This window comes from Manganibacter manganicus, from assembly GCF_002075885.1.
GTDB classification, from domain to species: Bacteria; Pseudomonadota; Alphaproteobacteria; order Rhizobiales; family Rhizobiaceae; genus Mesorhizobium; species Mesorhizobium manganicum.
In genome coordinates this window covers 240,024-262,590 of record NZ_MDET01000001.1, presented here as the reverse complement: position 1 = coordinate 262,590, position 22,567 = coordinate 240,024, and the positions used below count along the sequence as shown (strand labels likewise).

Annotated in this window: 22 protein-coding genes; 13 read left to right on the top strand and 9 right to left on the bottom strand. The window is 58.3% G+C overall.

The window, feature by feature from the left end:
* Positions 1–36: 36 nt before the first annotated feature.
* Positions 37–1,626: a trimethylamine methyltransferase family protein gene (locus BFN67_RS01225; protein WP_080917931.1), complete on the bottom strand. Its 1,590-nt coding sequence runs from the start codon at positions 1,624–1,626 to the stop codon at positions 37–39.
* A gap of 256 nt (positions 1,627–1,882) precedes the next feature.
* Between BFN67_RS01225 and BFN67_RS01220 the strand changes: the two genes are divergently transcribed.
* Complete coding sequence (locus BFN67_RS01220) at positions 1,883–2,581, top strand: corrinoid protein (protein ID WP_080917752.1); 699 nt, start codon at positions 1,883–1,885, stop codon at positions 2,579–2,581.
* A 101-nt stretch (positions 2,582–2,682) separates the two neighbouring features.
* Here the strand turns inward: BFN67_RS01220 and BFN67_RS24675 are convergent, their stop codons facing one another.
* Positions 2,683–2,820: an entericidin A/B family lipoprotein gene (locus tag BFN67_RS24675; RefSeq protein WP_080917751.1), complete on the bottom strand. Its 138-nt coding sequence runs from the start codon at positions 2,818–2,820 to the stop codon at positions 2,683–2,685.
* 64 nt (positions 2,821–2,884) lie between these two features.
* On the opposite strand from BFN67_RS24675, the gene BFN67_RS01210 reads away from it, so the two are divergent.
* The 6 genes from BFN67_RS01210 to BFN67_RS01185 all read left to right on the top strand — a co-directional run bounded on the left by BFN67_RS01210 (position 2,885) and on the right by BFN67_RS01185 (position 7,398).
* On the top strand, positions 2,885–3,520 hold the full coding sequence (locus BFN67_RS01210) for a DUF1638 domain-containing protein (protein ID WP_080917750.1): 636 nt from the start codon (positions 2,885–2,887) through the stop codon (positions 3,518–3,520).
* A gap of 46 nt (positions 3,521–3,566) precedes the next feature.
* Positions 3,567–4,148, top strand: a complete 582-nt coding sequence (locus BFN67_RS01205; RefSeq protein WP_425349728.1) for a DUF4893 domain-containing protein — start codon at positions 3,567–3,569, stop codon at positions 4,146–4,148.
* Positions 4,149–4,308: 160 nt separating this feature from the next.
* Positions 4,309–4,611, top strand: a complete 303-nt coding sequence (locus tag BFN67_RS01200; protein ID WP_080917929.1) for a virulence factor — start codon at positions 4,309–4,311, stop codon at positions 4,609–4,611.
* Between the two features lie 82 nt (positions 4,612–4,693).
* Positions 4,694–5,245 carry a methylenetetrahydrofolate reductase C-terminal domain-containing protein gene (locus BFN67_RS01195; protein ID WP_245295130.1) on the top strand — a complete coding sequence of 184 codons (552 nt, stop codon included), beginning with the start codon at positions 4,694–4,696 and terminating at the stop codon, positions 5,243–5,245.
* Positions 5,242–6,342, top strand: a complete 1,101-nt coding sequence (locus BFN67_RS01190; protein WP_080917748.1) for a methylenetetrahydrofolate reductase — start codon at positions 5,242–5,244, stop codon at positions 6,340–6,342. The genes BFN67_RS01195 and BFN67_RS01190 overlap by 4 nt, the downstream gene beginning before the upstream one ends.
* 78 nt (positions 6,343–6,420) lie before the next feature.
* Positions 6,421–7,398 carry a methyltetrahydrofolate cobalamin methyltransferase gene (locus BFN67_RS01185; RefSeq protein WP_080917747.1) on the top strand — a complete coding sequence of 326 codons (978 nt, stop codon included), beginning with the start codon at positions 6,421–6,423 and terminating at the stop codon, positions 7,396–7,398.
* Positions 7,399–7,407: 9 nt separating this feature from the next.
* Here BFN67_RS01185 and BFN67_RS01180 read toward each other — a convergent pair whose 3' ends face one another.
* Positions 7,408–7,650, bottom strand: a complete 243-nt coding sequence (locus tag BFN67_RS01180) for a hypothetical protein (RefSeq protein WP_080917746.1) — start codon at positions 7,648–7,650, stop codon at positions 7,408–7,410.
* Between the two features lie 85 nt (positions 7,651–7,735).
* Here BFN67_RS01180 and BFN67_RS01175 point away from each other — a divergent pair, with 85 nt between their 5' ends.
* Positions 7,736–9,796: an ASKHA domain-containing protein gene (locus tag BFN67_RS01175; RefSeq protein ID WP_080917745.1), complete on the top strand. Its 2,061-nt coding sequence runs from the start codon at positions 7,736–7,738 to the stop codon at positions 9,794–9,796.
* Between the two features lie 37 nt (positions 9,797–9,833).
* Here the strand turns inward: BFN67_RS01175 and BFN67_RS01170 are convergent, their stop codons facing one another.
* Positions 9,834–10,733: a LysR substrate-binding domain-containing protein gene (locus BFN67_RS01170; protein ID WP_080917744.1), complete on the bottom strand. Its 900-nt coding sequence runs from the start codon at positions 10,731–10,733 to the stop codon at positions 9,834–9,836.
* A gap of 147 nt (positions 10,734–10,880) precedes the next feature.
* On the opposite strand from BFN67_RS01170, the gene BFN67_RS01165 reads away from it, so the two are divergent.
* The 4 genes from BFN67_RS01165 to BFN67_RS01155 all read left to right on the top strand — a co-directional run bounded on the left by BFN67_RS01165 (position 10,881) and on the right by BFN67_RS01155 (position 13,962).
* Entirely contained in the window at positions 10,881–11,135 is a 255-nt protein-coding gene (locus BFN67_RS01165) for a hypothetical protein (RefSeq protein ID WP_080917743.1), read from the top strand.
* A 236-nt stretch (positions 11,136–11,371) separates the two neighbouring features.
* Positions 11,372–11,506 (top strand): hypothetical protein, encoded by a 135-nt coding sequence (locus tag BFN67_RS25035; RefSeq protein WP_139788969.1) that lies wholly within the window; start codon positions 11,372–11,374, stop codon positions 11,504–11,506.
* A 258-nt stretch (positions 11,507–11,764) separates the two neighbouring features.
* Positions 11,765–12,703 (top strand): GlxA family transcriptional regulator, encoded by a 939-nt coding sequence (locus BFN67_RS01160; RefSeq protein ID WP_425349727.1) that lies wholly within the window; start codon positions 11,765–11,767, stop codon positions 12,701–12,703.
* A gap of 77 nt (positions 12,704–12,780) precedes the next feature.
* Complete coding sequence (locus tag BFN67_RS01155) at positions 12,781–13,962, top strand: Gfo/Idh/MocA family protein (protein ID WP_080917928.1); 1,182 nt, start codon at positions 12,781–12,783, stop codon at positions 13,960–13,962.
* Here the strand turns inward: BFN67_RS01155 and BFN67_RS01150 are convergent.
* Together BFN67_RS01150 and BFN67_RS01145 are read right to left on the bottom strand one after the other, a co-directional pair.
* Positions 13,919–14,989: a Gfo/Idh/MocA family protein gene (locus tag BFN67_RS01150; RefSeq protein ID WP_080917741.1), complete on the bottom strand. Its 1,071-nt coding sequence runs from the start codon at positions 14,987–14,989 to the stop codon at positions 13,919–13,921. The genes BFN67_RS01155 and BFN67_RS01150 overlap by 44 nt on opposite strands.
* A 104-nt stretch (positions 14,990–15,093) precedes the next feature.
* Positions 15,094–17,655 carry a GcvT family protein gene (locus BFN67_RS01145; protein WP_080917740.1) on the bottom strand — a complete coding sequence of 854 codons (2,562 nt, stop codon included), beginning with the start codon at positions 17,653–17,655 and terminating at the stop codon, positions 15,094–15,096.
* Between the two features lie 186 nt (positions 17,656–17,841).
* Between BFN67_RS01145 and BFN67_RS01140 the strand changes: the two genes are divergently transcribed.
* Entirely contained in the window at positions 17,842–19,617 is a 1,776-nt protein-coding gene (locus tag BFN67_RS01140; protein WP_245295120.1) for a hypothetical protein, read from the top strand.
* Positions 19,618–19,632: 15 nt separating this feature from the next.
* Here the strand turns inward: BFN67_RS01140 and BFN67_RS01135 are convergent, their stop codons facing one another.
* From BFN67_RS01135 to BFN67_RS01125, 3 genes are all read right to left on the bottom strand, one after another.
* Entirely contained in the window at positions 19,633–21,063 is a 1,431-nt protein-coding gene (locus BFN67_RS01135; protein WP_245295129.1) for an aspartate aminotransferase family protein, read from the bottom strand.
* 63 nt (positions 21,064–21,126) lie between these two features.
* Positions 21,127–22,134 (bottom strand): NAD-dependent epimerase/dehydratase family protein, encoded by a 1,008-nt coding sequence (locus BFN67_RS01130; protein WP_080917737.1) that lies wholly within the window; start codon positions 22,132–22,134, stop codon positions 21,127–21,129.
* A complete protein-coding gene (locus tag BFN67_RS01125) occupies positions 22,131–22,565 on the bottom strand; it encodes an EamA family transporter (RefSeq protein ID WP_080917736.1) in 435 nt (144 codons plus the stop codon). The genes BFN67_RS01130 and BFN67_RS01125 overlap by 4 nt, the downstream gene beginning before the upstream one ends.
* Positions 22,566–22,567: the final 2 nt, after the last annotated feature.

Here is a 22,567-nt window from a genome sequence, read left to right as displayed (position 1 = left end):
GTTGGCCACTTTAGCCCGGCCGGAATCGGGCTCCTTTCAAGTGAAGGCGTCAGGCATCGACTCCTTCTTCTTGGCAATGAAGTCCTTGAGGCCATCGTCGATGCCCGGATCGAGGAACGGCGCCTCATAGCTTTCCAGCCAATGACGCGCGAGTTGGTTGGCGCGTTGCGGCGCAGTCTTTTCGCCTTCGGCCAGCCACTGCTCGAACGAATTGTTGTCAGCGATGCTCGAACGATAGAATGCAGTCTGGAAATTGGCCTGCGTGTGATCGCAGCCGAGATAGTGGCTGCCCGGCCCGACCTGCCGAATGGCGTCCATCGCCTGGCCGTTCTCCGACAGATCGACCCCTTCGGCGAACTTTTGTTGCATACCGAGCTGGTCGATATCCATCATGAACTTGTCATAGCTCGAAGCAAGCCCGCCCTCCAGCCAGCCAGCAGAATGTAACACGAAATTGGTGCCGGCCAGAATGGTGGAGTTCAACGTGTTGGCGCTTTCATAGGCCGCCTGCGCATCCTCGGTTTTGGATGCACAGAGCGAGCCGCCTGTACGAAACGGCAGACCGAGACGGCGGGCAAGTTGAGCAGCGCCATAGGAAACCAGCGACGGCTCCGGCGTGCCGAAAGTCGGCGCGCCCGATTGCATCGAAATGGAAGAGGCGAAGGTGCCAAACAGCACAGGCGCCCCCGGGTTCACCAACTGCGTGAACGAAGCACCGGCGAGCACTTCGGCTAACACTTGCGTGAGCGTTCCCGCCACCGTCACCGGGCTCATGGCGCCTGCAAGAATAAACGGCGTGACAATGCAAGCCTGGTTATGGCGCGAATAGACCTTGAGCGCACCCAGCATGGTCTCATCGAACACCATCGGCGAATTGGCGTTAATGAGGCTGGTCAGCACCGTATTGTTCTCGACAAATTCGTCGCCGAACACGATCTTGGCCATAGCCACTGTGTCCTCGGCGCGTTCGGGCGCGGTCACCGAGCCCATGAACGGCTTGTCGGAATATTTGATATGGCTGTAAACCATATCGAGATGGCGCTTGTTGACCGGCACGTCCACCGGCTCGCACACTGTGCCGCCCGAATGGTGGATGGAAGGCGCCATATAGGCAAGCTTCACGAAATTCTGAAAATCCTCGATTGTGGCATAGCGACGGTTGCCGTCGAGATCGCGCACGAAGGGCGGGCCGTAGACGGGAGCAAAGACGGTCGCATCGCCGCCAATCTGAACGGAGCGGTCACGATTACGCGCATGCTGGGTAAAGATCGGCGGCGCGGTCTTGAGCAACGAGCGACATAGGCCTTTGGGAAAATGCACACGCTGGCCTTTGACGTCGGCGCCAGCCTGTTTCCATAATTCCAGTGCCTCCTCATCGTCGCGAAACTCGATGCCGGTCTCTTCCAACACCGTGTCGGCATTCTTCTCGATCAGCGCCAGACCTTCCTCGTCCAGCACCTCATAGACCTTGATTTTGCGCCTGATGTAGGTGAGCTGCGTGCCTGGCCCGCCGCCAGAACGCGCCGCGCGCCGCGCAGCCGCGCCACCGCTTGCGCCGCGCCCGCGCCGACCACTAGCCGCGTGATGATCGCCCTCATGGTTATCAACTGCCGCGTTCTCACTCATATTCGTCTTCCCTGAATCCGTGCCGGCCACCCATGCGGCGGCGCCTTGCCGGATCGTAGTCATGCACTTTACTAAAAACGGCCAGCCAGCGCCAACGCCTGTCTCAAAATCGACAAGAAATCCCTTAGATTTCCGGTCGCTTTCCTTTTGCAGAAAGTCGCAAATCAGCTATGGGTACACGCCTTCCAGAGGATAGGTATTGGGCAAAGCTTTTGGCGCGGCAATAATGTCGCCCGGCGCAATGAGGTTAGTGGACATGGCCGACGACGAAATTATCCTTTCCGAGCTTTCCGACGACGAACTCGTGCAGCAGATGCATGACGATCTTTATGACGGCCTGAAGGAAGAGATCGAGGAAGGCACGAACATCCTGCTCGAGCGCGGTTGGGTCCCTTACAAGGTGCTGACTGAGGCCTTGGTCGAAGGCATGCGCATCGTCGGCGAGGATTTCCGCGACGGTATTCTGTTCGTACCGGAAGTATTGCTTTCCGCCAACGCGATGAAGGCCGGCATGGCGATCCTGCGCCCGCTGCTCGCCGCTACCGGCGCACCCAAGCAAGGTAAGCTGGTGATCGGCACGGTCAAGGGCGACATCCACGACATCGGCAAGAACCTCGTCGGCATGATGATGGAAGGCGCAGGCTTCGACGTCATCGACCTTGGCATCAACAATCCGGTCGAAAAATACCTGGCGGCGATTGAAGAGCATCAGCCTGATATCGTCGGCATGTCGGCGCTTTTGACGACAACAATGCCTTACATGAAAGTTGTCATCGATACGATGAAGGAAAAGGGCATCCGCGACGACTATGTCGTGTTGGTCGGCGGTGCGCCGCTCAACGAGGAGTTCGGCAAAGCGGTCGGTGCCGATGCCTATTGCCGTGATGCCGCCGTGGCGGTGGAAACCGCCAAGGACTTCATGAAGCGCAAGCACAATGTGCGCGCAACCGCCTGAGGCCGGAAAGCGGGCATTGCCTTGTGCAAATGCCCGCTCGTCCCCAGATTAGATCGTGGCCCAGCTAAGCTTTGGGCCAATTAAATCAGAGACCAGTCAGATTACTGGTTTATCGAATCTTCGACCGCGTTAGCGGTGTTGTTAATGTCCTTGCCCGCGCCGCGGACGGTGTTCGCACAAGCTGCAAGGGCCAATGCGCAGGCAAGAACGGCAAGGGGTGCTAATCTTGACAATTTCATGGATGGAAAGTCCCTCTCTCTAAAGGTTCACGCCCCAGCAACGAAAGCCCGTTCGAGTGGTTCCATGGCTGCCGAGCAAAATCAGAAACTGGATAAGCAGGACAGGCTACTCGTCATCGCCTGTGGGATGATCGCGCGAGAGATTCTTGCCGTCAAGGCGCAACTTGGCCTTGACCATCTCGAACTCAACTGCCTGCCGGCCGAGTATCATTTCTACCCTGACCGCATCGCGCCTGCCATGGATGAAGCGATCACGGAAGCCAAGGCGCAAGGCTTCCGACACATCTTCGTCGGTTATGCCGATTGCGGAACCGGCGGGCATCTCGACGTGGTTTGTGAGAAACATGGGGTTCAGCGCATGGCCGGCCCGCATTGCTTTGCCTTCTACCAGCGTATGGAGACGTATCGCAAAATCGCCGACGACGACATGATGTCGTTCTACATGACCGATTTTCTGTGCCGCCAGTTCGACGCCTTCTTCATCAAGCCGCTCGGTCTCGACAAGCACCCTGAACTGATCGCCGACTATTTCGGCAATTACGAAAAGCTGATCTATCTCGCGCAGACCGACGATCCGGAACTGGACAAGGTAGCGCAGATGGCAGCCGATATGCTCGGCCTGGTTTATGAACGAAGGCCAACTGGCTATGGCGATCTGCCGGCCGGCCTTGCGCGCGCCGCCGAACTTCAATCGCATTGATCTGATTTTTCCGCTGACGCACAGTGCGCCGCGCATGAATCGGAGAATCGTGATGCATCCCTCTGCCTTGGCTCTCGTCCTCCTTGCTGTCGCCATTCCAAGCTACGCTCTCGCCGATGGCGTCGTGCAGAAGCGCATGACACCGGCCGACAAAACCCGGCTCGAAAATTATGAACAGACGCGTGAAGCGGCTTTAAAAGAAGCAGAGGCAGGTGATCCTGCTGCCATTCGCACCTTAGATACAGTTCTGTCGAAGCCGCCCGTCGCCTTTTCCGATCAGGATCTGACTGGCAACTGGCGCTGTCGCACTATCAAGATTGGTGGTGATACCAAATTGATCGTTTACGACTGGTTCAAGTGCAGGGTCACGGATGACGGCTCTGGCTGGCAACTCACGAAAAGCACTGGCTCACAGCGCACTGAAGGCCGTCTTTATGACGATGGCGAAAAGCGCGCCATTTATCTGGGCTCCTTCCATGTCGCCGATGAGCCGATCAAGCCTTATGGAAGCGGCCCGAAAACAGATCAGGTCGGTTATGCGTTCCGCAGCGGCCCCGATAAGTGGCGTATCGAATTTCCAGCCCCCTATTACGAGTCCAAGCTGGACATTCTCGAATTGACGCGCTGAAGCGGCGTTTTCTTCCAAATAGCATATGCTTTCGCATCGGCGCGCACATCGCTTCATTCTGTGACATCGTCGCGCGTCGTTTTTGAATGCACGCGCGTCGTCCCATGAGAAGCGGGCATTCGCCCGTTACGTCAAAGCTCAACAATATGAGGAGAAAGACATGGCTGACCTAATTGTCGTTTATTGGCGCGATATTCCCGCGCAGGTCATCGTCAAACGCGGCAGGCAAAGCGCCAAGCGCGAATTGTCACTGCGTTTCACAGAGGCGATCGATATGGCAGCCATGCGTTCCGGCGCGGCCGGAACCGACGCCTATTTGTCGGAATGGCGCAGGGCCGATCCGATTCCTGTTGGCGACGATCTCGAGGTCGAGGTCGAAAAAGCGGCGACGAATCTCGAAGAGACATATCATCGGGAGCGACTTGTCGCTCTCGCCAAGGCTGGCGGCAAGGAAAATGACTGAGATCAAGCCAATCGAGCCAGGCTCCACCACGCCATTGAACGGCACGCCTCCGAGCGCTCCGGCCGGCATGACCCAGGCCGCGATGGTCAAGAAGGCAGCGCCCAAAACGGCTTACAAGCCGGCGGACGTGTCGCCGCAGCGACGCGTACAGCGCAGCTATACAGTGCGCCTGTGGGCGATACGTCATTCGCGCCTGCTTGAATGGTTCTACGCCCGCTTTGCCGATGTCTTCCTGATGCTCCATCCCCTGTGGAATGGCATCGGTTATGCCCGTGTCGAAGCCCCGGTGAAATTCGTCGAAAAGCGGGTCAAGGGCATCATGTTCGATTGCCGCATGTGTGGCCAGTGCATCCTCTCGTCAACCGGCATGTCGTGCCCGATGAACTGTCCCAAGCAATTGCGCAACGGCCCTTGTGGCGGCGTGCGCGCGAACGGCAATTGCGAGGTCGAACCCGATATGCCTTGCGTTTGGGTAAAGGCATGGGAAGGTTCGCGCAACATGGTCAAAGGCGACGCTATTTTGAACGTCCAGAAGCCGGTTGATCAATCCTTGCGCGAAACTTCTGCATGGTTGCGCGTTACCGCGCAGGCGGCAGCGGCGCGCAAGACTCCGAGCGATGGAGCATCCGCATGAGTGCGGCCCGCCCTCCCCAGCAAGATGAAAATCCATCCGGCATCGATCTGCCGCTTGATCCTCTGCCCGGCCATACTTCGCCCGGACGGCTGGAGCGCGTATTGCGCCGAGGCGAATTCGCGGTGACAACCGAATTGAACCCGCCCGACAGCGCCGATCCGGAAGACGTTTACAATCGTGCCCAGATTTTTGACGGCTGGGTAGACGGCATCAATGCCGTCGATGCATCAGGCGCCAACTGCCATATGTCGTCGGTCGGCATATGTGCGCTTCTGACCCGCATGGGTTATGCGCCGATCATGCAGATCGCCTGTCGCGACAAGAACCGCATCGCCATACAGGGCGACGTGCTCGGCGCAGCCGCCATGGGCGTTGCCAACATACTGTGCCTGACTGGCGACGGCGTGCAGGCAGGCGATCAGCCCGGTGCCAAGCCGGTGTTCGATCTCGACTCCATGTCGCTGCTCGAGACCATTCGCATCATGCGCGACAATGGCAAGTTCCTGTCGGGGCGCAAACTGACGACGCCGCCGCAGCTTTTCCTGGGCGGTGCCATTAATCCGTTTGCCCCACCCCACGATTTCCGTCCGCATCGTCTGGGAAAGAAGATCGCCGCCGGCGCGCAGTTCGTGCAGAGCCAGTACTGCTTCGATGTGCCGATGTTCCGCACCTACATGCAGCGCGTGCGCGATCTCGGCTATACCGAAAAGGTCTTCATCATGTGCGGTGTCGGCCCGCTTGCCTCGGCAAAGACGGCAAAATGGATCCGCTCGAATGTGCCTGGCATTCACATTCCTGACGCCATCATCAAGCGCCTCGAAGGCGCTCAGGACCAGAAAAAGGAAGGCAAGCAGATCTGCATCGACATCATCAAGGAGGTGAAGGAAATCCCTGGCGTGTCAGGCATCCATGTCATGGCCTATCGCCAGGAGGAATATGTCGCCGAGATCGTTGATGAATCGGGCGTGCTCAAGGGCCGCAGGCCGTGGCACCGCGAGGCCCGTGCCGACGACAAGATCGTTGCCGACCGTCTGGACCAGATCCTGCACGACGGTATCACTGAAACCCAGGTGGACATGGTCAAGAGCGCGCATTGAAACCGCCACGACGGCCATTCACTTGATCGACAACCAATAACGATATAAAGAACTCTTTATATCATATGGAGACCCTTCATGACCCGCACCATCGTCGCCTCGGCGACCCGTGAGATCGTAATCGGCTTCGATCAGCCCTTCTGCGTGATCGGCGAGCGCATCAATCCGACCGGCCGCAAGAAGCTCGCTGCCGAGATGGTTGCCGGGAATTTCGACACTGTGAAGAAAGACGCGCTCGAGCAGGCCGCCGCAGGCGCCACCATGCTGGATGTCAATGCTGGCGTCACCGCCGTTGACCCGAACGCCACGGAACCGGAACTTTTGGTGCAGACGCTGGAGATCGTGCAGAACCTCGTCGATCTGCCGGTATCGATCGACAGCTCGGTCTCGGCCGCCATCGAGGCAGCACTGAAAGTCGCCAAGGGCCGGCCATTGGTCAATTCCGTGACCGGCGAGGAAGAGAAACTCGAAAAGATCCTGCCGTTGGTCAAGAAGTATAACGTGCCGGTCGTTGCCATCTCTAACGACGAAACCGGTATCTCAATGGACCCGGACGTACGCTTCGCCGTTGCCAAGAAGATTGTCGAGCGCTGCGCCGATTTTGGCATTCCCGCCCATGACGTTGTGGTTGACCCGCTGGTTATGCCGATCGGCGCGCTGGGTGACGCTGGTCGTCAGGTCTTTGCCTTGCTGCGTCGCCTGCGCGAGGAGTTGAAAGTTAACACCACCTGCGGCCTGTCCAATATTTCCTTCGGCCTGCCGCATCGCCATGGCATCAATGGCGCCTTCATTCCAATGGTGATCGGCGCCGGCATGACCTCCGCCATCATGAATCCGTGCCGCCCACAGGAAATGGAAGCCGTGCGCGGCGCCAACGTATTGGCTGGGACCGACAAGGATTGCATGACCTGGATCAAGACCTACAAGGATTTCAAGCCGGGCGAACACGTCGCCCCACCGCCGGTGGCTATTACGTCTCCTTCGGCTGACGGCGCAGCAGGTAGCAATGGTGGGCGTCGCCGTGGTGGGCGCGAGGCGCGCATGGCGCGAGGATAGGCTCCCATGTCAGGCCGATTTCAGCAGCAGGTCGAACAGCGTCATGCCGGCATACGGGCCGGCAACGCCGATGATCGCTCCAGCGATGAAATCGCCGTCGAGGGCAGGCCAGAAGGCATGCAGCAACAGCGAGCCCGCGACCGATCCGGCAATGGATGCGGCGAGATATTGCGGATTCCTGAGCCAAGAGCCCCTGAATAGGCGGGCCATGAAGAAGGAACCCAGGACAGCGGAAAGAAGCAGTTCGGACATTTATCTCACCTACAGGTCCGATTTTCCGCCCGCTTTCACAACAATCACTTAAGCCAAGACAGGGCTTTTTAAGCGGTGTGAGAAAATGAACGTCGAAGTCCGTGACCCTCTCGTCCTGTTCATGCCTTCGGGCAAGCGCGGGCGCTTTCCCATTGGCACAAGCGTGCTCGATGCGGCACGCCAGCTTGGCGTCTATGTCGAAAGTGTGTGCGGCGGGCGCGCCACCTGCGGACGTTGTCAGATCGAGGTGCAGGAAGGCAATTTCGCCAAGCACAAGATCATCTCGTCGCTTGAGCACATCTCGCCCAAGGGCCCAAAGGAGGATCGCTACGAGCGCGTGCGCGGCCTGCCCGAAGGGCGTCGGCTGTCTTGCTCCGCCACCGTCCAGGGCGACCTCGTGGTGGACGTGCCGCAAGACACCGTCATCAACGCCCAGGTGGTGCGCAAGGCGGCTGTGGACCGCCATATCGAGCGCAACCCGGCCGTCCAGCTCTGCTATGTCGAGGTGGACGAGCCCGACATGCACAAGCCGCTCGGCGATCTCGATCGGCTGAAACATGTCCTGGAGAAGGATTGGGGCTGGAAGGACCTTCTGACCACGCCACATCTGATCCCGCAGGTCCAGGGCATCCTGCGCAAGGAGAATTGGGGCGTCACCGTTGCCATTCATCGCGATACCGAAACCTCGCAACCCGTCATCATTGCCATGTGGCCGGGGCTGAAGAACGAAGCCTATGGCATCGCCTGCGATATCGGTTCCACCACCATTGCCATGCATCTGGTGTCGCTTCTGTCAGGCCGCATCGTCGCATCCTCGGGCGCGTCGAACCCGCAGATCCGCTTCGGCGAAGACCTGATGAGTCGCGTTTCCTATGTCATGATGAATCCAGACGGGCGCGAAGCCATGACCAAGGCCGTGCGCGAGGCCGTCAATACGTTGATCGGCAAGGTCTGCGAGGAAGGTGGCATTGACCGTCACGATATTCTCGATTCCGTATTCGTCGCCAATCCGATCATGCACCACCTGTTCCTCGGAATAGATCCAACCGAACTTGGCCAAGCGCCCTTCGCGCTTGCCGTCTCGGGCGCCCTGCAATATTGGGCACACGAGATCGACCTCGACCTCAATCAGGGCGCGCGTCTCTATACCCTGCCCTGCATCGCCGGGCATGTTGGCGCGGACGCTGCCGGCGCCACCTTGTCGGAAGGCCCTTACCGCCAAGACAAGATGATGCTTCTCGTCGATGTGGGCACCAATGCCGAGATTATTCTGGGAAACCGCGCGCGCGTCGTCGCTGCATCGTCGCCTACCGGGCCGGCTTTCGAGGGCGCTGAGATTTCCGGTGGTCAGCGTGCCGCACCCGGCGCAATCGAGCGCGTGCGCATCGATCCAGATACTCTGGAGCCAAGATTCCGGGTCATCGGCGTGGATAAATGGTCCGACGAGTCCGGCTTCGAGGAAGCGGTGGGGGCCGTGGGCGTCACCGGCATTTGCGGTTCGGCGATCATCGAGGTGGTGGCGGAGATGTATCTCGCCGGCATCATCTCAGAAGACGGCGTCGTGGACGGTGAAATGGCGGCTCGGTCGCCACGGGTCTTTCAAGACGGTCGCACCTTCTCCTATCTGTTGCGCGAGGGCGAACCCCGGCTAGTCATCACGCAACGCGACGTGCGTGCCATCCAGTTGGCCAAGGCCGCGCTTTATGCCGGTGTCAAGCTGTTGATGGAAAAGCAGGGCGTCGACCACGTCGACATGATCCGTTTTGCCGGTGCCTTCGGCTCATTTATCGACCCTAAATATGCGATGGTTCTGGGCCTTATCCCCGATTGCGATCTGGCCGAAGTCAAGGCGGTCGGCAACGCGTCCGGCACCGGTGCGCTGATGGCGCTACTCAATCGCGGCCATCGCCGCGAAATCGAGGACGAAGTTCACCGGATCGAAAAGATCGAGACTGCGCTGGAACCGCATTTCCAGCAGATTTTCATCGATGCCATGGCCCTGCCAAACAAGGTCGACCCCTTCCCCAAACTGGCTGAAGCGGTCAAGCTGCCGCCTAGAAAGGTTCTTGCCGAAGCTGAAACAGGAGAGGCCACCCCGCGCCGCCGCTCCCGCGAGGAACGGGCTGCAAGGCGCGGTCGCGCCTGAGTTTCAGATACGGCCCAGGCCGCCAAAACACTCTGTATCAGAACCTCCCGGTCTCACGGAACACGTCGAATGTCGCCCTGATATGGTCGGCGGCAGCTTTGACCGGCGCATTGGCGTCGGCTGGAACGATCATCGCGAGACTGTAATTGCCAATCTCAGGCATGCCGTCTTTAGGCGTGAGTTCCACCATGTCATCGCCTAGGAACGATTTCGGCAATGGCGCGACAGCCAGGTCGGCCATGATCGCGGCGCGTTGGCCCGCCGTGTGGGCACTCATATAAGCAACGCGGTAGTTGCGGCCTTCACGCCCCAGCGCCTCCAGCGCGCCGGCCCGCCAGACACACCCCTCCTCCCACATCGACACCGGCAGCGGCTCGCATCGATGCGCACAGCCTCCCTTGGCGCCGGCCCAGACGATCGGCTCGGTCAAGAGAACTTCAGCGCCAGCCGCATTGGCATTGCATGAATTCGTCAGAAGCGTGATGTCGAGCGCCCTGTCATCCATGCGCCGGCGCAAATTGGCAGACTGGTCGATCACCACATCGACGGCGATCGAAGGATGCGACTGGGCAAACCGCTTCAAGACATGCGGCAAGACGCGCTCGCCATAATCGTCCGGCGAGCCAAGGCGCACCACGCCCGAAATGTCGGGTACAATGAATTTTGACACCGCCTCGCGATTTATCGACAGCAGCCTGCGCGCATAGCCAAGCAGCATTTCACCATCGGTGGTGAGAGCCACCGAGCGGGCATCGCGCGCAAAGACAGAACGGCCCAGTATATCTTCCAACTTCTTGATCTGCATGGAGACCGCCGATGGCGTGCGATACACCGATCCTGCCGCCGTGGTGAAACTGCCCGTTTCGGCAATTGCAACAAAGGTGCGCAGAACGTCGAGATCAAGCAGAGGCAATGGGTGATTGAGAGGAGCATTCATCACGACCTACCTTCAATTATTCTAACACAAAACATCATTTCATTTCGTTTGATTGAATACAAATCCAACCTCATAGTCAACACGTCAAGGTAGGAACGCAGCCCTCAATCGGCGCAGTTGCCGTCAATCGAACCAAGGGAGAGTGAGATGACCATTCTTTACCCCAAAAGCCTGCCCTCTATCGGCCAACTCGCAAGGCGATACCTCGTCACACGCAGCAGATATCGCACTGAAAAGGCCATACGGGCTCTGCCGATCGAACTACAAAAAGACATCGGTTGGCCGGAATCCGACGATTTGCGGATGCAGGCTCAAGGGTTCAAAGCACTACACATCCCTATCGGATCGAAAAACCGCTCGCATTTTCAACGACATACGAACAGCCGATCGAGCCATGCGTAAATTGCAAATGTCCTATGAAGCCGACGCATCGCAGGCTCAAAGCTTGGCTAATACTTTGAAAATAAGAGAAAAAACCTCGCCCCAAGTAAAACGACACCACCAAATGTCGCTTTTTATATGAAGCGCTTCGCATTTCCGATCGGATTCCCACAATGGCACGCCTATATGCACGTCAACGAGCTGCCCCACTCCATCACGCGAAGGCGACCCGTCTTGGCCACCTTATGGAGACTGACATGAAGCTTTTTTCGCGCCTCTTTTCCCGTCGTCAAACGAACCTGACGACCGCACTCGAACGTCAGCGCCTGGCAAAGACCATGCCAGGCCAGACCGGTGCTGTTGCGGCCGCCCGCTTGGGAATTATAGCCTGACCGGATTGATTCGGCAGCGATGAAACCCGGCATCATTATCGCCGCCTGGCCAACATGGCCGGGCGGTGTTTTACGTGTGCTCATATCAAAATTTAATTTGCTGAAACACATCTAGCCGATTGACAAGAAACGCTTTTCCTGATGACGCTATACTGATAGCGACATCTGTTCGCGTCTTGACCTCGGGAGGGTCCCGTGAACGCCGACAAACAAGCGATCAAGCGATCGCTGGTCTTTTTTCTTGTTCCAGATTTTACCATGGTCGCCTTTGCTACGGCGCTCGACCCGCTGCGGATCGCCAACCGCATGCTCGGCTATGAGGCTTATCGCTGGAGACTGGCTAGCCTCGACGGCAGGCCAGTGCGCGCGTCCAATGGAGTGGAGTGCGCCGTCAACACGTCGCTGGACGATGAACGCCGCAAAATGGGCGGGTCCGACCGTCCCTCCATGGCCGTAGTCTGCACGGGCGTAAATATCGAGAAATACCAGAACAAGTCGGTCTTTGCTTGGCTACGCGAAGAATACAATCGCGGCGTCGCCATTGGCGGCCTGTGCACTGGCGCTTATGTGCTGGCGGCTGCCGGGCTTCTGTCGAACCGGCGCTGCGCCATCCATTGGGAAAACCTGCCCGGATTTTCTGAGGCCTTTCCCAAGGCCAATGTTTTCGCCGACCTGTTCGAAGTTGAGCAGAACATCTACACCTGTGCCGGCGGCACCGCCGCGCTTGACATGATGCTCAAACTTATTGGCGAAGACTTCGACGACAACCTCGTCAACCGCATCTGCGAGCAGGTTCTGACAGATCGCGTACGTAGTCCGACCGACCGCCAACGTCTACCGTTGCGTGCCCGCCTGGGCGTGCAGAACTCCAAGGTTCTCACTATCATTGAACTGATGGAGGCGAACCTTTCCGAACCACTCTCGCTTATCGAAATCGCCGATCATGTTGGCCTGTCGCGTCGGCAGATCGAGCGCTTGTTCCGAACGGAAATGGGCCGCTCTCCTGCCCGCTACTATCTGGAAATCCGCCTTGATCGCGCTCGGCATCTTCTGATCCAGTCGTCGATGCCGGTGGTCGAGGTCGCGGTTGCCTGCGGTTTTGTTTCGGCCTCTCATTTTTCCAAATGTTATCGAGAGCTCTATGCTCGCTCGCCGCAGCAGGAGCGCGTGGACCGCAAACAGTTGCTGGCCGCCTGATTTCAGACATTGGCCAGCCATTCACGAATATGAAAGCCATTCCAGCCTATTTCTCGGCGCCACACAAGGGAACTGAGATGGCAGGGATTGCCTTCGTCGGGACGGGCTTCGTCGCCGACTATTACATGACTACACTTGCCAACCATCCGGAGCTTCGGCTGGCAGGCGTGTTCGACGAGAACCCCGAAGCAACCGCGCGATTCTCGACCTTCCACAAGGTGCGACGCTATTCTTCCATGGAAGAATTGCTGGGCGACCCGGCAGTCGCTATCGTTGTCAATCTCACCAACCCCGAAAGTCATTACGCGATCTCTCGCCTCGCGCTCGAAGCCGAAAAGCACGTCTATAGCGAAAAGCCCCTCGCCATGAATCTCGATGAAGCCGAGGGGTTGGTGAAGCTTGCTGCCGAACGGTGCCTCTGCCTAGCTGCCGCGCCCGCCAATGGCTTGAGTGAGGCCCATACGGCAGTGGCCGCAGCACTTGCCGATATCGCGATCGGGCAAGTCCGCCTTGTCTATGCCGAGATGGAAGATGGCCCGGTTTTCCGTCAGAACTGGCGAACGTGGCGCTCGCGTTCCGGTGCTTCGTGGCCTGGCCGGCATGAATTCGAAATCGGCTGCACGCTCGAACATGCCGGCTATGCGCTGTCTTGGCTGGTCTCGCTGTTTGGGCCTGTTGAAAGCTTGTCAGCATTCTCGGCTTTGACCTTCCCGGACAAGGGCATCGGCAATACGGCATCGCTCGGGCCGGACTTTTCGGTCGGTTGTCTGAACTTTCGTTCAGGGCCGGTGGCACGGCTCACCTGCGGTCTCGCCGCTCCCAAAAGCCGGTCGTTGACCATACTGGGCGATGCCGGTTCTATCGTCGTACGCGATTTGTGGGATCATAACTCGCCGGTGCATATGGAAAGAGTCGGAGAACCCCGCTCACTGCTGACCAAGGTGCTGGGCCGCGTCGAGCATAGCCTCGGCACGACGCTCCCTTTCAATTTGCCGCGCGGCCGCCGCCTACGCCTTGGCGAAACGTCAAGCTTGCGCCTGCCGGGCTTTCCGTCACAAATCGATTTCTGCGCCGGCATCGCCGCGATGGCGGAAGCGGTTGAACAAGGCAGCAAGCCGTTTTTCTCCGGCGACGTCGCCCTGCATATTACTGAAATAGCATTGGCACTCTCCGACGCGGGTGGCCGAGGCGGTTCCTACCGCCCGCGCTCCGGCTTCAACCGAACGTTCGCGCCGGCTGGTTCCGCACCTCTTCGATGACCTTGAGGACTGCAACGCTTTCGGCAAGCGGCATGATCGGGCTCTCCGTCGCTCCGGCTCGCACCGCCGCCATTACGGCCAGCGCCTCAAACTGCAGCCCGCCGCCAGGGAAAGTATAAGTTTCACTTCTCTTGCCGGGAACAGGCAGGCGTGAAAACATCCGGCCGATAAGCCCCGGCGCCGAAGCACCTCCCCCCAACAGTGGCAGATTGCGCAGCCTGCGGCTGAAAACCGTCAATCGTCGTGCTTTCAGAAATGGCGGCTCCAGCCTCAGCGCACCTTCCGTGCCGAATACAGTGAAGCTGTTTTCTCCGTCGTGGGTAAGCCCGCAGGCAAGGTCCGCTGTGGCATCGCCAAATTGCAACCGAAAACGAGAACGGCGATCGACGCCGCTAGCGGCTGCTTCCCACGTTCCCTCCACCATGGTTGGCGTTCCCAAAAGGCGAATCGCAAGCGACAGCGGGTAAACTCCAAGATCCAGCGCAGCTCCGCCGCCCAGCGCGGGATCGAACAGTCGGCCGCCAGTTCGCTCATCATGGCTATAGGCAAGCTCTGCCCGAAGCCCTGTTACCCGGCCGACGGTCCCCTCTTGCACGAGCCTTGCCGTAGCTTCGACCGCAGGCAGGAAGCGGCTCCATAACCCTTCCATGACGAAACAACCATTCCGCGCCGCAGCATCAGCAATCGCCTGCACGTCACGAGTCGTTGTGGCAATCGGTTTTTCGATCAGGGCCGGCTTTCGCGCCGCGATGACCGCCAATGCCTGCTCGGCATGAAGGACGTTCGGCGTCGCGATATAGACGGCGTCGATAGCCGGCTCGGCAAGTAGAGCCGGAAGATCCGTGAAAACGGTGGCTTCCGGCACCAAGCGCGCCAAGGGGACGGCCGATGCCTCCGTGCGTGCGCAAATCGCGCCGACCTTGGCTTGAGGTGCATAAGCGAGGTCGGCCGCGAACTGGGTGGCTATCGCGCCGGAGCCAACAATACCCCAAACAAAGGGGGGGTCGCCTGACAACGCCGCCTCCATTCCCGTCTCCCACAGCACTCTTCCAGCGATTGACAAATCGGCAAAGGCGTTGCCGACGCTCAAGTCGCCAAAAGAGATGTGTTTTCAGGTCTTTATTCGCGCTGTCAACTCCGCGGCTTGAGATTCTCCGGATCGTAGAGCGGCTTGTAGCCAACCCCCGCCACCTCGACGGGATAAGTCTCGCCGAAATATTCGACCTGCAACTTGCGGCCCTCCTGGCAATAGGCGTGAGGAAGATAAGCAAGCGCGATGTTCTTGCCGATGGTCGGACCGTAAGCCACCGAACTGGTGAAGGAACGGCGGCCAAGCTCGTCGACCAGTGTCTCACCCGTTGCAGGATCCATGACCGGCATGATGCCGACCGGATAGCGCGCGACGCCCCTGGCATCGACATTGTCGGTCATGATCAGCGTGCACAGCACCGCCGGCTGGTGGGCGCGCGCCTTGTATTCCTCGTGCTTCGCCTTGCCACAGAAATCCGCTTCCTTGACCTTAGGCCTCGCCAGATCGGCCTCGAACAGATTATACTCGGTCAGCAGATCTGCGTTCTGCAATCTCAAGCTCTTTTCCATACGCCGCGTGTTGGCATAGGTTTCCACGCCGACGGCAATGACGCCGGTCGAACGCAACGCGTCCCATACAGCCAGGCCGTCCTCATAGCGCATATGCAACTCCCAGCCCTGCTCGCCGACATAGGACAGTCGGAATGCCGTAACGTCCTTGTCGGCAATGCGGATCGGCTTGATTGCGGCGAACGGGAAATTCTCCTGGCTCAGCCCTTCCGGGTTCTCAACCACCTTCTGCAAGGTGGTGCGTGCATTCGGCCCCCAGATACCGATGGTTACATATTTTTCGGTCACGTCAGTGACTGTAACATCGAAGCCCTTATCCTGAGCCACCCGGCGGATATAGTGATAATCGCGTGGGCCGGCATCCGCCCCGTCGATAACGCGGCAACGATCAGCCATGCGGATGACCGTGAGGTCGGCGCGCACCATGCCTTCTTCGTCAAGGAAATGAGTGTAGATGCCCTTGCCGATCAGCTTATCGCCGCCGATCCTGGCCGCACACAGCCATTCCATTAGTGCGACGTGATCCGGCCCTTCGACATCGATCATCGCGAAATGCGAGAGGTTGATGATGCCGCAATCCTCGCTCAGGGCCAGATGTTCGGCATTGGAGACACGCCAAAAATGACGGCCATCCCATTCATTTTCGCGCATTGGCACGCGCTCGCCGTATTTCTCCAGAAGATTCTCATTGGCTGCATAGCCGTGCGCGCGCTCCCAGCCGCCAAGCTCCATGAAATAGCCGCCGAGTTCCTTTTCACGTTCCCAAAATGGAGAGCGGCGCACATTGCGTCCCTTGGAGAAGGGTTCGCGTGGATGCACCGCCGGATTGTAAATCTTCATCGCCGTTTCGGTGCAGCGGTCCCAGATGAACTGTTCTGTCATCTGATGCGGATAAAAGCGCGCATAATCGATGGCGTGGTGGTCGACAGGCGTACGCCCGTCCGTCATCCAGTCGGCGACGAGTTTGCCCATGCCGGGGCCGTCCTTGACCCAGATGCCCACCGCATACCACAATCCCCTCACCTTCTGGCTTTCGCCAATGGAGGGACCTCCGTCGATCGTCACCTGTAGCAAGCCGTTGAACGAATGGCTTTCATTGTAACCGAGTTCGCCGAGAATCGGCGTCAACTCCATGGCGCGCTCCAGCGGCGCGAGGATCTGCTCCATGTCGAGGTCGCGTTGCGAGGGAGAAAGCCGCGCCTGATCCTTTTCCAGCAGATCGCGCGGGTGCACCAGACGCGGGTTGGTTTCCTCGTAGTAGCCCCACTCGATCTGCCCGCCCTCGGCAGTTTTCGGATCGCCGGTATCGCGCATATAGGCCGAATTGCCCTGGTCGCGCATGAGCGGCCAGCCGATCTCCTTGCCGGTGCCGGCAAACTCATCATAGGGACCGAAAAAAGTCAGCGGGTGATCGACCGGCATGACGGGAAGGTCCTCGCCTGCCATCTCCGCGATCAGGCGGCCCCACAGGCCGGCACATACAACAACATAATCGGCATAAATCGTGCCCCGATCCGTCACCACCCCTTTGAGACGGCCATTCTCGATGACGAGCGATTTGGCAGAGGTATTGGCAAACGCCTGTAGCTTGCCGGCGGTCACGCCCTGTTCGACCAATTTGCCAGCGACCGTCTGCGAGCGCGGAATGACGAGGCCGGCGTCCGGGTCCCACATACCGCCCTGCACAAGGCTCTCCTCAATGAGCGGAAATTTTTCCTTGATCTCTGCCGGATCGACCAAGCGTGCGCGGGTGCCGAAAGCCTTCGCCGACGCAACCTTGCGCTTGATCTCGTCCATGCGCCCATCGTCACCGACCCGAGCCACTTCGAGGCCGCCTATACGCGCGTAATGGCCCATCTTTTCATAGAAATCGATGGAATACAGCGACGACCAGCAAGACAGGAAATCGTGGCTCGTCATGTAGCAGAAGTCGGAGGCGTGCGCAGTTGAGCCGATATCCGTCGGAATACCGGATTTGTCGATGCCGACAATGTCGTCCCAACCACGCTCGATCAAATGATGGGCGACTGATGCACCTACAATGCCGCCCAAGCCGATGATGACGACTTTCGCTTTCTCCGGAAATTTTGCCATGCCTGCGACTCCGACGTAAGATTTCGGGGCACAGTATAGAGCGCGGCGGTGCGATTGCAGCCTGTTTGCGACACGGCAAAGAAGCAGCGCGACCTGCGGTTTCCGGCATATATTACGCACGATCGATATAACCGGTTGTTAACCCTGCCCGGCAAATATGAACGTCCCGAAAGGTGGCACGCGCCAATGAACGGGATTCTGGGCGGAAGAACAACGAATATGACGACAGCAAGGGAAAACACGCAAGAAATCTTGCGTGGCTCGATCAGGACGTCGCCGATCGCAATCCTCCTTGTCGTCATCGCCGGGCTGGCTGTATTGCTTATGCTGCCGCTCACCGCCCCCATCGGCCCGATGTATTGGGATGTCTTCATCTATTTCGACGCGGCAAACCGGATCTTGAACGGGCAAGTGCCGATCAACGATTTCTTCGCCCCTGTCGGACCGCTCGGCTACTATATCTTCACTGGTGGCACAATTCTGTTTCCCCGCGCCCAACCCGTGCTGCTTGCCCACTGGTCATGGCTTGTTGTCACCGCCCCGTTGATCGCATTGATCATCATGGATGTGGACCGGCGCTCCCGCAACACTGCCTTGGCCTTGCTGATCCCGTTTCTGGTTTTTGCAGTGTTGCCGTTTAACACCCGCTCCTTCTATCCATTTCCTGGCTCCGATGGGTTCGGCATATACAACAGGCACACCAGTCAACTGCTCTACGTCCTTGTCGCAGCACTCATCTTCGTACGCAGCGCACGCCTTCTTTGCATCGTCATTGCGGTGTCGATGCTGGCCTTGTTCTTCGGAAAGATCACTGGCGCGGTTTCGGGTGCAATACTTTGCCTTTTCGCGCTGCTCGCCGGTCGTTTATCACTTCGCCACGCAGTTATCGCTGCACTTGGCTTTTTTGCCGTTCTGGCAATTGTCGAATTCAGCAGCGGGCTGGTTACGAGCTACCTGAAAGATATTTTCTCACTGGTGGCAATGAACGACGAGACACTGGCACCCCGCTTCGTACAATCGGCCTCACTCAATTTCGGCGTACTTGCAAGCGGATTGCTATTGGCTGCATTGAGCGCCATCGCCAACAGCCGGCATCTCAGCGCTGATTTGGGTCTTATCCGGCGAGAAAAGACGCTTCACAGCGTCTCACGGTTGCTCGATAACGACGCACTATGGTTGGTGGTCGTGCTGTTCGCCGGCGTCCTGTTCGAAACGCAGAACACGGGAAGCCAGGCTATGATATTGATTTGGCCTGCCGTGCTTGCGTTGCTCCTCCACTTGGAGCCCGCTACTGCGAAGCCAAAGACACTCGTCGCCACGATGGCTCTCGCTGGTGCCTGTGTTTTGCCGCCATTGGTGTATACGGTCGAGCGCGCCGCGCGTGCCTATATCGGCTCGGTGAAAAACGTCGACCTGCCGAACCAGCATCTGAAAACGCTGGGAGCCGTAAACCTGCGCCCACGCGTCATGGAGCGGACACAGCGCGTCTTGCCCATTCTGACATCACACCACGAAGCGTTCACAAGCTTTGCCAAAGTCGGCGAGTTGCCCTCGCCGGCGCTCTACTCGGAATTCGGCTTCCAGATCGGACAGCTCATCGAAATGGACCGTAACATCAGCAGCCTACTTGAGTTGGAGCAAAAAAGCGGCATTCACTTTTCGACGATCATGACACTGGAGTTCGTCAATCCCTACCCATGGCTGATGAATCGCAACGCACCGAAATACGTTGCTATCGGAGCAGATCCTTTCCGCGCCGTCCCGAATCCAGATTCCCAGGAACTGAAGGCGGTCCGCGCCGTGGACATCGCAATCTTGCCCACCTGCCCACTTACCGACGCCAACCTTCAGCTTCTGAAAATCTACCAGCAGGGTTTGGCGCAGCACATCCGCATCAAACTTAACGACTGCGCGGACGCCCTCGTGAACCCCCGCCTGGCAGCAAGGCTGCCACGTCAGTGAGCAGGCGTACGTTCCCTATCTGACCTGACTTTTGACGAAGTCCTTCACGATCGCCACAATCCCGCGCGAAAGCAGGCTATCGAGCGCTTCGACGAAGCGATCAACATGCTCTCGCTGGCAAATCAACGGCGGCTCCAAGCGGATGACGTTGCGATTATATTCGGTGAAGGCGACCAGCACGTCATAATCGCGCAATAGCAGCGCCCCCGCAAAGCCGGACAACGAGCCTTTCAACTTGTCATCGAGCATCGAAACCATTGGCCGCAACACCATCGGCAAGGTCTGTGAGAAGTCATGGAATTCCAACCCGATCATCAAACCCTGACCTCGGACGTCCTTGATGATCTTGGGATATTTCACACGCAGCGCCTCAAGTCGCTCCAGCAGATAGGCACCGGTATCGGCGGCATTGTCGATCAGACCTTCGTCATAAAGCACGTTGAGAGCTTCGATCGCCGTTATGCAGGCCTCGCCCATGCCTCCGAAAGTTGCCTGAGCGTGGATCATCGCGGTCTTGGGTGCACCATAGGCCTTCATGTAAACGTCAAGTTTGGCAATCATCGCGCCGACCGCCGCCTTGCCGCCACCCAGAGATTTGGCCAAGGCAGTGATGTCAGGCACCACGCCGTAATGCTCGAACGCATAGAAGCGGCCTGAGCGGCCGTAACCGCATTGCACTTCATCGGCGACCCACAAGACATCATACTGGTCGCATAGCGCACGAAGCTTTTGCCAATATTCGGCCGGCGCCTGGACGATACCGCCGCCTCCCTGGATGGTCTCCAGCACAATGACGCCAATCTCTGGATCAGCGCGAAACAGGCGCTCGGTGGCGTCAATGTCGCCGAACGGCACGCGGACAGTGTTGTCGGTCAGTTTGAACTCGCCGCGATAAAGCGCTCCATCGGTAATGGCCAAAACACCCTTTGTCTTGCCGTGGAAGGAATTCTCCGCATACACAATCTTGGGACGCTTTGTCCCGGCAGCGCGTTCGGCAAGTTTAACCGCGGCTTCCATTGCCTCGGAGCCTGAAGAGCCGAGGAACACCATATCGAGATCGCCGGGCGAACAAGCCGCAAGATTGTGGGCGAGCGCGGCCGCATATTGCGACATGAACGCAATGGCGATTTCCTGACGTTTCTCGTCCTGGAATTTCTTGCGCGCCTCGATAATGCGAGGGTGGTTGTGACCGAAGGCCAGCGAGCCGAAACCGCCGAAGAAATCGAGGATCTTGCGGCCGGCCTGATCGATATAGAACATGCCTTCAGCGCGTTCGATCTTGACCTTGTGGAAACCGAGTAACTTCATGAAATGGAGTTGACCGGGATTGATATGCGCTTTGAACAGATCGGTGATGCGCGCCACATCCAATGCCTTGGCATCCTCGACACCAAGCAGGTCTGGCTTGGTGATACGAATCGGCGATAGCGGCGGTGCATTTACCATCGCGCGGTCTGCGATGTGTTCAGGTTTGGTCATGACTGTCATTCGAGCAACTCCTTCGGCCAGCTATTCGGCAGGCACCTGATCGGCCGCAAGCGTGCGGTTTTCCTTGGCCGCGCGATATTCGCTATAGGCCGCGATCAGCATGTCTTCGTCGCGATATTGCGGTACCCAGCCGAGTTGACGCTCACCCTTGGATACGTCGAGCACGCATTCTTCGTCAGCGATCAAATATTGCTCCGGGTCCATGATCGGCATGTTCATGAAGTCGAGCAGGTCGAGCGTGCGCTTCACCGCCCAGCCGGGCGTCGGCAGAAGGATCGATTTCGAGCCGGCATGCCGGATCAGGTCGCCGAGCAACTTGCGCACCGGCGGCGGATTGAGCGAGCCTAGATTATAAGCCTCGTTCGGAACACCGGTCTTCCAGGCCGCGCGGCAGGCTTCGGCACAATCGAAAACGGAGATGAACTGGTAGGGGTTCTTGCCCGAACCGATCATCGGCACCGGCAGATTCCAGTCGATCAGCTTAAACAATTTTTCGAGGATACCGAGCCGTCCGGGACCGATGATGAGGCGCGGCCGAAACAGCGAGATCATCATACCGCGTTTACGCCACTCGGCCGCCAGATCCTCGGTCTTCTGTTTCGACCATCCATATTCACCGAGCGGCGCAACCGGATGTTCTTCCGTCATCGGATAAGTGACCGTATGGCCGTAGATCATGTCCGTTGTGAAGTGGACGAGTTTTTGAGCACCCGCTTTGTCCATGGCCCGGATGATATGCTCGGTCCCATGGAAATTCACCGGAAAGAAGAAATCGTGGCGCTTGGCCCGAATCTGAATCGGCGACAGCATTTTTGCCGACAGATTATAAACCATGTCGTCGCTCTTAATGCCTACCGCCGCGATAGAACGCGGATCGGTGACGTCACAATGGACATGGCGGACCGACCGATAATGCCGGAGATCGCTCCTGGCGATATCTGCGACAATAACTTCCTCGCCGTCGGCAATCAGTTTGGGGACAAGGTGGCGACCGACGAAGCCGTCACCGCCGAAAATTATGTGTCTCATTCTGAAATCTCGCTTGTTTGCAAGGATGTTGAAGCAACATTCGTGCCAACTTCGTGGCTCGAATGGCCGCTTTGCGCAATTAGGACAGTTCCAGCGCAGATGAGCGCGATACCGGCGATGCGCCAAGCATTGAGATCCTCGCGGAAAAGGAAATAGGCAAACACGGCGACTGCGACATAAGCCAGGCTTAGGAACGGATAGGCGAAAGAAAGCTCCACCTTGGAAAGCACATAGAGATGCGAAGCCATCGAAATGACGAAGGTGCACAGCCCAAAAAACACCCAGGGGTTGACCACCACCTGGAGGAGCTTAAGAAGCGGGTTGGCGCCTTCAAAACTGATTACCCCAAGCGATATCATGCCCTGCTTGAGCATCAATTGCGCCGCCGCGTTGGTCATGACCGTGAAGAGGATGAACGGTAGATATTTCATTG

Excerpts from the sequence above, each read along its gene's own strand:
- BFN67_RS01190 (WP_080917748.1), top strand. The coding sequence starts at position 5,242 with ATGAGTGCGGCCCGCCCTCCCCAGCAAGATGAAAATCCATCCGGCATC.
- BFN67_RS25035 (WP_139788969.1), top strand. The coding sequence starts at position 11,372 with ATGAAGCTTTTTTCGCGCCTCTTTTCCCGTCGTCAAACGAACCTGACG.
- BFN67_RS01145 (WP_080917740.1), bottom strand. The coding sequence starts at position 17,655 with ATGGCAAAATTTCCGGAGAAAGCGAAAGTCGTCATCATCGGCTTGGGC.
- BFN67_RS01210 (WP_080917750.1), top strand. The coding sequence starts at position 2,885 with ATGGCTGCCGAGCAAAATCAGAAACTGGATAAGCAGGACAGGCTACTC.
- BFN67_RS01155 (WP_080917928.1), top strand. The coding sequence starts at position 12,781 with ATGGCAGGGATTGCCTTCGTCGGGACGGGCTTCGTCGCCGACTATTAC.
- BFN67_RS01140 (WP_245295120.1), top strand. The coding sequence starts at position 17,842 with ATGAACGGGATTCTGGGCGGAAGAACAACGAATATGACGACAGCAAGG.
- BFN67_RS01150 (WP_080917741.1), bottom strand. The coding sequence starts at position 14,989 with ATGGAGGCGGCGTTGTCAGGCGACCCCCCCTTTGTTTGGGGTATTGTT.
- BFN67_RS01165 (WP_080917743.1), top strand. The coding sequence starts at position 10,881 with ATGACCATTCTTTACCCCAAAAGCCTGCCCTCTATCGGCCAACTCGCA.
- BFN67_RS01170 (WP_080917744.1), bottom strand. The coding sequence starts at position 10,733 with ATGAATGCTCCTCTCAATCACCCATTGCCTCTGCTTGATCTCGACGTT.
- BFN67_RS01125 (WP_080917736.1), bottom strand. The coding sequence starts at position 22,565 with ATGAAATATCTACCGTTCATCCTCTTCACGGTCATGACCAACGCGGCG.
- BFN67_RS01175 (WP_080917745.1), top strand. The coding sequence starts at position 7,736 with ATGAACGTCGAAGTCCGTGACCCTCTCGTCCTGTTCATGCCTTCGGGC.
- BFN67_RS01130 (WP_080917737.1), bottom strand. The coding sequence starts at position 22,134 with ATGAGACACATAATTTTCGGCGGTGACGGCTTCGTCGGTCGCCACCTT.
- BFN67_RS01160 (WP_425349727.1), top strand. The coding sequence starts at position 11,765 with ATGGTCGCCTTTGCTACGGCGCTCGACCCGCTGCGGATCGCCAACCGC.
- BFN67_RS01200 (WP_080917929.1), top strand. The coding sequence starts at position 4,309 with ATGGCTGACCTAATTGTCGTTTATTGGCGCGATATTCCCGCGCAGGTC.
- BFN67_RS01135 (WP_245295129.1), bottom strand. The coding sequence starts at position 21,063 with ATGGTAAATGCACCGCCGCTATCGCCGATTCGTATCACCAAGCCAGAC.
- BFN67_RS01195 (WP_245295130.1), top strand. The coding sequence starts at position 4,694 with ATGGTCAAGAAGGCAGCGCCCAAAACGGCTTACAAGCCGGCGGACGTG.
- BFN67_RS01185 (WP_080917747.1), top strand. The coding sequence starts at position 6,421 with ATGACCCGCACCATCGTCGCCTCGGCGACCCGTGAGATCGTAATCGGC.
- BFN67_RS01180 (WP_080917746.1), bottom strand. The coding sequence starts at position 7,650 with ATGTCCGAACTGCTTCTTTCCGCTGTCCTGGGTTCCTTCTTCATGGCC.
- BFN67_RS01220 (WP_080917752.1), top strand. The coding sequence starts at position 1,883 with ATGGCCGACGACGAAATTATCCTTTCCGAGCTTTCCGACGACGAACTC.
- BFN67_RS24675 (WP_080917751.1), bottom strand. The coding sequence starts at position 2,820 with ATGAAATTGTCAAGATTAGCACCCCTTGCCGTTCTTGCCTGCGCATTG.
- BFN67_RS01225 (WP_080917931.1), bottom strand. The coding sequence starts at position 1,626 with ATGAGTGAGAACGCGGCAGTTGATAACCATGAGGGCGATCATCACGCG.